Below are 8,713 nucleotides of genomic sequence, written 5' to 3' on the forward strand. Positions count from 1 at the left end.
CTTCAGTCCGAAATAGGGATGCCAGCGGTAATGGACTTCCCGATCTTCCCCGACATGGGCAGAATGAACGGGCAATGGCGCTGACAAGGAAGAACGCCCTCTTCGCAGGCAACGAGGGCGGCGCCGAGAACTGGGCCATGCTCGCCTCACTCGTCGCCACCTGCAAGATGTCCGGCGTGAACCCCGTCGACTACATCTCCACCACCCTGCGCGCCATCCTCGACGGCCATCCAAAAGCCCGCATCGAGGAACTCATGCCCTGGAGCTTCGCGCAGCCGTCAAGCCTCGCCACATAGGGCCACGCCGTCGCGCTTACTGACAGCAGCCCCTGAACCAGCCCCAGAACGGCCGCCAGGCTCGTCGGGCCTTCCACCAGGATCCGCCGACCATCGGAGAGCGTGATATCGACGCGCTGCGCGAGCGGCTGAGTATCTGCCGATCGGTGTGTCCCCACGACATCATTCGTCGAATGCGAGGCCGTGGCCGAAGCCGAAATTTCCACCGGTAGAAAGATATTGCCATCTTCGACAGCATCGGAGGACTTGGCGGTGCTGGGAGAAAACCGCGGATCCCGCAGCCAGGTGAAAAGCAGGTTCGAGTTCATCGAATAACGCCGCGCCACCTGTGCAACGGATACGCCGGACGCCAACGTCTGCATGCAGATCGCGCGTTTCTCCTCATCAGACCAGAACCGCTTCTTCTGCCCCTTCGTGCCCGCCATCGAGTGCCTCAAGATGTCCATTATCAACCATGGACATTATCAAGCGCTGACTTTCACCGTCAGGGCAGGCACACCGGACGGATACCCTGCAACCGCTGGACAAGAGGCAGGAACGAGGACGCTGAGCTGCGCAGCGCCGGTCGCCTCACCAACTTTCTGCCATTGTCCTACATGGTCAGTTGGCGTCTGCTGTGGATGACAGCTGCCAAAATAGCGCACGACGCCAGCCCGTCTGCGGCTCTTATACCATCATAGGCCGCCATCCTCCACAATCTGATCCCCGCCACCGGCAACAGAGACACAAGGCCGAACACAATCTGACTTTACATGACGAAACTCGCCTCTCTCGGCAAGCGCCTTGCCAGCAACTCCGATCCTCCACTAGGAAACCGCGTTCTCTGGCAGGGATGGCGGCGGCTCATTGATATCCAGATCGGAGCCGAAATCTGCCACCTCCAAAATTGGGGTAATCGCAAGCTGCACCATACGCTCACACCTGCTGTGTTATAAATAGCACAGCCAAATTCTCACGCTGTAGTGAAGCAATCTCCTTCTCGACTCAACTACGACGTGCGTAGTAGTCTATCAAACGATCCTGCCATCGTCACATTTGTTTTCCCCCTTTAGATCAGGTTGCATCCATGAAAACAGCTTGTTCAGTCGCTACGCTGATTGCCGCTGTATGTGCCACGACGGCAAGCATTGCCGCGGACCTGCCGCAACCAACCGGCGCCGTCATCCTAACGGTGACAGGCAACATTACGAACAGCAACCATGGTGACGAGGCCAAGTTCGATCGAGCCATGCTCGAAGCACTCGGTACCACGAAAATCACAACGAAAACGCCATGGTATGAACAGGCAGTCACATTCGAGGGCGTCTCGTTCAAGGCTTTGATGGAGTATGTTGGTGGCGAGGGCACTAATGTGAACGCCATTGCCTTAAATGACTACGGAACCAGTATTCCAATGTCCGATATCCAACAAACTGGAATGATCTTGGCGATGAAGCTGAACGGCCAGGACATGGAAGTCAGAGACAAGGGCCCAATTTTTGTGATCTACCCTTATGACTCTGACCCTGAATACCAAACCCAGACGTACTATGCGCGCTCAGCTTGGCAAGTGACAAAATTGATCGTCGAGTAGATCAGTCTTGAATCGTATTCTCGGTGTTCTGATCTGTGCGTTCATAGCAGCAACTGCATATATAACAACTACTGTGTCGCAGCGCCAACAGGTGCTGCGTAATGTTGCTCATCACAACGACGCGTGGGCAATCGGACAATCAGTCACCGAATTCATGCGGCTTGAAGCCCTGCTCGCAAGCTACAGTATCCCAGAGCAACATGTTCAACCCGACGACGTCCGACTTCGACTTGACATCATAGTCAGTCGTTTGGCCTCGCTACGGGAAGGATCAATAAAGAACTTTCTAGGCTCAAGTGGTGTCCACCGGGCCACCGTAGACGAAGTTACAGCTTTGATCGGCGAACTCGATGCAAATTTCGAGAGCATGGATCGAACAGAATTGCTGGCCATCCTCGAGCGAATGCAAAGCTTGAATGGACCGGTTATACAACTTTCATCGTACAGTGTTCAGCAGGGTTGGACTGATATCGATGAAAGTTTGAATGCCCTGCATGATCTCCATCGCATCTTCGCTTCTGTTGTGGCGTTACTCATCGTCGCTTGGTGTATTCTATTGGCCCTGCAATTGAAGCGCAACACACAATTAAGAATCGCCCAAGATCATGCTAATTCCTTGAATAATGATCTTGTCGCAAAAGGCGATGAGTTACGAGAGAAGAACCGGAGTCTTGAATACACAGCCCACCATGACTCTTTAACTGGACTTCCAAACAGAACCCTGTTCTGGAGAGAAATCGAGACTCTTCTAGAAAGAGAATGCAAAGTTAATGATAAGGCAGTGCATCTTCTTTTGATAGATTTGGACGACTTCAAGGCCGTTAATGATACAATGGGCCACGATCTTGGGGATTTGCTGCTCACGAAAGTTGGTGAACGGCTGATGGAATTTAAGAACCAGGCATACATTCTGAGCCGCTTGGGAGGCGATGAGTTTGCCTGTGCGATACTGGACAAGAGCGAGGGGGAGGTTCAGAGAATAGCCAGATCCCTAGCTGCTAGCCTTACCGCGCCCTATTATCTATCGGGCCAAAAAGCCAAAATAGGTTGTTCTATCGGGATAGCGGGCGCAACCAGAACCAACTGCTTGACCGCTCAAGCTATGTTCAAGCAGGCTGATCTCGCTCTGTATCAGGCAAAGGAGGCACTTGGCGGCAATATTCGTGTGTTCGAAGAACACATGCTCCGCGATTTTGATGATCGCAAAGCGCTCGAGCACGATCTGCGAGAAGCACTTGCACGCAACGAGTTCGAGCTCTTGTACCAAGCCCAGGTCGACATTAAAACTCTGGAGCTGCGCGGACTGGAAGCACTGTCGCGTTGGAACCATCCCTCCCGCGGAATAATCAGCCCGAACTTGTTTATCCCTCTCGCTGAAGGCATGGGATTGATCGGGCAGCTCGGAAAGCTGGTCTTGGAAAGCGCTTGCAAGGAAGCCATGCGCTGGAAGCGGCCACTCAAAGTCTCTGTCAACATTTCACCTCTGCAGCTTCTGGAACGAGGCTTCGCCGAGTCTGTTGCCAAAATTCTCCATGAAACGGGCCTTCCACCAAAACGGCTGGAACTCGAAATAACAGAGACAGTGCTGCTAGAGGATCGAGACGGGGCTGTCGCTGTCGTCAGCGATCTACGATCTCTCGGCCTTACCGTAGCATTGGATGATTTTGGCACTGGATACTCATCACTGGCTATCCTGCGCGATATTCCATTCGACACTCTCAAGTTGGACAAGTCATTTGTCAGGGACATCGCCACAAATGATTTGGCGGCAACTCTGGTCAGGTTGGTCGTCGATATCGGGAGTAGATTGGGCAAGACCGTCATCGTAGAGGGAGTGGAGACTCGGGCTCAACATGAAAAAATTCTCCAAATTGGGGGTCTTCTCAGCCAGGGGTTCCTGTTTGCTCGCCCCGCTAGAAGTGAGAAGTTGGCCTTTTTGCGAGATGATGAGCAAAGTGCTGGCCTGATCGAAGACTTCGCCCATTGAAGCTCCAGTTAACAGAGCAGTTGGTCTGGCGGAGGCACCTGGGGGCTAAGATTGGGAACTTAGGTGCGTAGATTAGGTGCGTAGAGACAAGTCACAAAATATGGACAACATGCGACACGAGTTTTTCATCCACGGTGTACGGGTACCCATTACCGCCAACGAAGTCTCACCGGTCATATGGGAAGCTCTGACGTCAGGTCGTTATGAAGCCAAGGAAGCTCGTCTGGTACGGCGTCTAGTGCGAGAAGGCGACTGCGTACTGGAACTTGGCGCCGGTATTGGTGTGATAACATCAGTTATAGCATCAACCCCACACGTAAAAGTTTGGTCCTATGACGCCAATCCGTATACAGTTTCTTTGGCTGAGCGTGTGGCAAAAGCCAACAACCTTGATAATGTGACCTTTAGCCACGGCTTGGTGACGGCTGGTTCGTCAGGCAACCATCTGTTCTATATTCGCAGCGATTTTTGGATGTCCTCGCTGATTGCAGAGCAGGGACCGTATGTCGAGGTGATCGAGACACCATCTCTCGATGTGGACACCATTATTTCCAAAAGAGACATCAATGTCTTAGTAATGGACATCGAGGGTGCGGAGCGACAACTACTTGGCTCCGCACGCCTGGATGGCGTAGATCGGGTCTTCCTGGAACTACACGATCATCTCTACGGCTTGGCCGGAATTCGCGACATATTTCATGCCATGTTGCTACGCAATTTTTCCTACGATCCGAGGAATTCGTCGGGTGCATGCATTGTATTTTCAAGAGATCTGGGAGCCATTAGAACATATAATCCAGATGATGACCTATAGTTCAGTCTGTCGCACGGCGTACCTAAACGTGGCATCTGATATAGAGACTTCGCTTTCTGCGCTCGTTGTATGATGTGGATTGCGCTTCGAGTTGTCAGGCGGGTGGCCCCGTCGTTGTTGGGCAAGGTCTAGATTGCTTAAGAAGGAAACGTTCAGCCGTTGTGAGTGGGTCATCAAGCCCTTATTCGCTAAGCGGAGTGAAATATAAGTATGTCTGGTGTGATGTTAGAGCACGACGCAGTGTCGGCAGATGTTGGTCCGAATGATATGATTAAAGAAGTTATGGATGATACCATGAATGAACTGATGTGCATCGAGGAGCAGACGGACAGAAAGCAGATTATTCAACCTGTCGAGTTTAGCCGCGTTTATGATTCCGGCTTCAAAGTAGATGACGCTTATCGCGCCGGACTGCCGGACCTTCAGAACGGACCCTCTTCGCTCATAGTTGGGGCGCATGCCCGTATTGAGCATGTCGGTATCTCGAATTTTCGAATGCCTATACAGTATCGTCGCCGCGGTGGCGGCACGATTGAGCTGGAGACGTCTATAACGGGTACAGTCAGTCTCGAGGCAGATCGCAAGGGCATCAACATGTCCAGGGTCATGCGTTCTTTTTATTCCTACTCCGAGCACTTGTTTTCTTTCGATGTGATGTGCGCAGCGATTGATAGCTACAAGCAGGATCTGGGAAGCTTTGATGCCCGCTTGATGATGCGCTTCTCCTTCCCTACCACGGTGACCAGCCTCCGCTCGGGTCTGACTGGATGGCAATACTATGAGATCGCATTGGAGATGGCGGACAAGGATGGCCGACGGCTGAGGGCGATCCATTTAGATTATATCTATTCGTCCACCTGCCCTTGCTCATTGGAGTTGTCGGAACATGCTCGGCTTGAGCGCCGCCAGCTAGCAACGCCGCATTCACAGCGTTCAATCGCCCGCATTTCTGTTGAACTGCGCGAAGATGACAACGGTCCGCTGTGGTTTGAGGATTTGATCGATATGGCACGACGGGCCGTCCCCACCGAGACACAAGTAATGGTCAAAAGGGAGGATGAGCAGGCTTTTGCTGAGCTCAACGCTGCAAATCCAATTTTTGTAGAAGATGCGGTTCGCGCCTTCGCCGCGGAGCTTCTCGCGGAGCCGCGGGTGCGTGATTTCAGGATCATCGCGAGCCACCAAGAGAGCTTGCATAGTCACGACGCCATTGCGGTCCTATGCGAGGGGTCGACATTTGCCAGCTCCAGCTTCGATCCTGCGGCTTTCCACTCTATGCTACGTTCATGATGGCGGTAGCACCACTACAAAAATATGAGACTATAAACTCCCTCCATAATTGCTAGGAATATCAATGATGCTCGAGCTAGGCTATTCGTACTGCGGCTCATTCACATGACTGCACTGGTTACTGGAGGTGCTCAGCGCATTGGTCGTGAGATTGTTCTTGCCTTGGCAGGCAGCGGCCAAGATGTGGCGATTCATTGCCATCAATCGACAGCAGAGGCAGAAGCTACTGCCGAAGAGGTGAGAAGGCTCGGCGCGCGAGCTGAAGTATTTCAAGCGGATCTGCTTGACTTTGAGTGTGCTCAATCGCTCATCCCTCGCGTCACTGAGAAGATGGGGCCCCTGTCCGTCTTGATTAACAGTGCATCGATTTTCGAAGAGGATGATATTCATTCGGTCACCTCCGAAAGTTGGGACCGGCATATAAACTCCAATCTTCGCGCACCTTTGATCCTTACGCAGCTGTTTGCAGCGCAGAGCGAGGAAGTTTATCAGAACGCCGATGGGGATCATCCGCAGATAGGTCATGTAATCAACATCATTGATCAGCGCGTCCTCAAACCCCGCCCTGATTTCATGACGTATTCACTTGCAAAGGCAGGATTGTGGTGGCTGACCCGAACGACGGCTCAGGCACTTGCACCCCGAATTCGTGTGAATGCTATCGCTCCTGGACCCACATTGAAGGGCGGTCGTCAGAGTACTGAGGATTTCGCGCTTCAGCAGCAAGCTACTTTGCTACAACGAGGCCCTGACCCCAAGGAAATCTGCGAGGCAATCGAGTTTATTCTTCGGTCCAAATCAATCACAGGGCAGATGATTTGTGTGGATGGGGGGCAGCATCTTGCCTGGCAGACACCGGATGTACTAATTGCGGAGTAGATTTGTTCATTTTTGTAAATGGGAGACAATTGTTTTCTATCTGCTTTGCCCACGGACTCTCACCAGTCCGAGGGATCTAAGGAGCCAAGGAAAAGCTACAGCAGGAAATCAGACAGGTGCAGGTCAATAGACTTGCCGATATGGAGTGCGAAATCGGCGACGGCGTCACCGTTCAGGTCAGCCTGGACAAAGGTTGCGGCGGCGGTTCGCACCCACCGGAGCTCGCCAGCCTCGCCGCTGAAGGTCTGCCTGCCGATATAGGTGAAGTCCTGATTTCCACTCTGCGTAATGAGGGCATCCATGGCTGACAAGTCGATCCTGTCGCGCTGAAATGAGCTGAAATCATCGATATAGTCGCGGCCTTTGGGGATCGAATCCGACCTGTCAACGAAGACGAAGACATCCGCGCCCGCGCCACCATAAAGGCTGTCTATCCCGGTGCCGCCATAAAGCGCATCATTGCCTTCGCCACCATAGAGCCGGTCGTTCCCAGTCCCGCCCTGAAGGTGGTCTGCGCCTGCCTCAGCATACAGTACGTCGTTGCCGGTATCGCCCAGCAGCCGATCGTCACCCGGTCCTCCTGCTATCCAGTCATCGCCGGCACCGCCGGATATCAGGTCGTTGTCAGCCTCGCCGTACAGTCTGTCATTGTCGGCACCGCCAGAGATCGTATCGTTCCCGATGCCACCGAAGATCGAATCCTGCCCGTCTCCGCCTGACATGCTATCGTTCCCGGCCTCGCCATACAGGACGTCGTTGCTGAGGCCGCCTGAGGCAGTGTCGTTGCTGTTTCCGGTATAAAGGGTATCGTTGCCCGTGCCGCCATTTAGTAGGTCGTTCCCGTCGCCGCCATAAAGCGCATCGTTGCCTGCATCGCCCAGCAGCGTATCGGCCCCCTGGTGACCGAAAAGGGTGTCGCCGCCCAAACCGCCGAAGAGCAGATCGTTGCCAAATTCGCCTAGAAGTGTGTCGTTGCCGGACCCGCCATACAGCTTGTCGTTGCCCAAGCCTCCGAAGATCTTGTCGTTTCCGCCGAAGCCATAAACGGTGTCCGCCCCAGTATAGCCGGCCAGCGTGTCGGCCAAATCTGTGCCGCGCAACAGATCGTGACCGGACAGCAGAAGCTGTGACACCTTAGCGTCGTTCGAGGCTGCATAGGCGCTTGCCAACGCCATTCCGCTGACCCAAAGCCCCGTCGCATCAAAGATGACCTGCCCGACTGAGGCCAGTTTCAGCGTGGTGACCGTTCCGGATTTCAGCCCCCCGGGACCTATTCCGCCATACGCTAGGTTCGATCCGCGAAAAACCGCGTAACACCCGGCCCCGCTCTGGATCCGCAACAGGTTTGAGTTGCGGGCGATGCCGGAAAACTCCAAAAGCTCGGACCAGTCGATCAAGGTCATGTCCCGAATGAAGTCCCCGCCCGGCTTGAGGGTAATCGTAGCCATACCAAGTGACCTATACACGACAAAGTTGTGCGGAACATGTGACGCAGTGCGCCAAGAAGCAAGTCTTTTGATGCTATCTTGGACGCAGTTCCACCGGATGGTGTAGCTGGCCCCGATCGTCACTGCGTTTTTCGGTGCCGCCCTGCTTGATCAGGATGCCACTGGGCAGGCTAACGACGGCATCGTCTCCCATCGGCGAGATGGTTTCCAGGGTCCTATGGCGGGAACGCTGGACAGCCCACATCTCGGGTCAGGTCGCCTGGTGTCCAGCGACCCTCCGGCACGCGCGCCTCCACGAGCCGCTCGAGGTCACTGGTCCAGCTTACTGGAAGGAACAATCTGAGGCTGATCCCCCTGTGTCAGCGTAGTTGTCCGCCCCTCTTCATTTCCTCTACTTTTCGGGTGGGCGGGATAGGACAGTGACTT

The 8,713-nt window shown here is 53.9% G+C and carries 8 protein-coding genes; 6 read left to right on the top strand and 2 right to left on the bottom strand.

Annotation, left to right across the window (positions count from 1 at the left end; translation table 11 throughout):
• The first annotated feature begins 74 nt into the window (after positions 1-74).
• Positions 75-296 carry a transposase domain-containing protein gene (locus OU682_RS24180; protein ID WP_329609846.1) on the top strand — a complete coding sequence of 74 codons (222 nt, stop codon included), beginning with the start codon at positions 75-77 and terminating at the stop codon, positions 294-296.
• On the opposite strand, the gene tnpA is transcribed toward OU682_RS24180, so the two are convergent.
• Positions 191-742, bottom strand: coding sequence for an IS66-like element accessory protein TnpA (tnpA, locus tag OU682_RS24185; RefSeq protein ID WP_503635436.1), 552 nt, complete (start codon positions 740-742; stop codon positions 191-193). The two genes, OU682_RS24180 and tnpA, sit on opposite strands and share 106 nt — an antisense overlap.
• 620 nt (positions 743-1,362) lie before the next feature.
• Between tnpA and OU682_RS22770 the strand changes: the two genes are divergently transcribed.
• The 5 genes from OU682_RS22770 to OU682_RS22790 all read left to right on the top strand — a co-directional run bounded on the left by OU682_RS22770 (position 1,363) and on the right by OU682_RS22790 (position 6,839).
• On the top strand, positions 1,363-1,869 hold the full coding sequence (locus tag OU682_RS22770; RefSeq protein WP_268944479.1) for a putative pterin-binding protein: 507 nt from the start codon (positions 1,363-1,365) through the stop codon (positions 1,867-1,869).
• A 7-nt stretch (positions 1,870-1,876) separates the two neighbouring features.
• Positions 1,877-3,856 (top strand): putative bifunctional diguanylate cyclase/phosphodiesterase, encoded by a 1,980-nt coding sequence (locus tag OU682_RS22775; RefSeq protein WP_268944480.1) that lies wholly within the window; start codon positions 1,877-1,879, stop codon positions 3,854-3,856.
• 109 nt (positions 3,857-3,965) lie between these two features.
• Positions 3,966-4,670 carry an FkbM family methyltransferase gene (locus tag OU682_RS22780; protein WP_268944481.1) on the top strand — a complete coding sequence of 235 codons (705 nt, stop codon included), beginning with the start codon at positions 3,966-3,968 and terminating at the stop codon, positions 4,668-4,670.
• A gap of 294 nt (positions 4,671-4,964) precedes the next feature.
• A complete protein-coding gene (gene folE2, locus OU682_RS22785) occupies positions 4,965-5,960 on the top strand; it encodes a GTP cyclohydrolase FolE2 (RefSeq protein WP_268944482.1) in 996 nt (331 codons plus the stop codon).
• A gap of 105 nt (positions 5,961-6,065) precedes the next feature.
• Positions 6,066-6,839, top strand: a complete 774-nt coding sequence (locus tag OU682_RS22790; protein ID WP_268944483.1) for an SDR family oxidoreductase — start codon at positions 6,066-6,068, stop codon at positions 6,837-6,839.
• 95 nt (positions 6,840-6,934) lie between these two features.
• Here the strand turns inward: OU682_RS22790 and OU682_RS22795 are convergent, their stop codons facing one another.
• On the bottom strand, positions 6,935-8,410 hold the full coding sequence (locus tag OU682_RS22795; RefSeq protein ID WP_268944484.1) for a calcium-binding protein: 1,476 nt from the start codon (positions 8,408-8,410) through the stop codon (positions 6,935-6,937).
• Positions 8,411-8,713: the final 303 nt, after the last annotated feature.

Origin of the sequence: Paracoccus benzoatiresistens, assembly GCF_026913015.1 — a bacterium.
Taxonomy (GTDB): Bacteria; Pseudomonadota; Alphaproteobacteria; order Rhodobacterales; family Rhodobacteraceae; genus Paracoccus; species Paracoccus benzoatiresistens.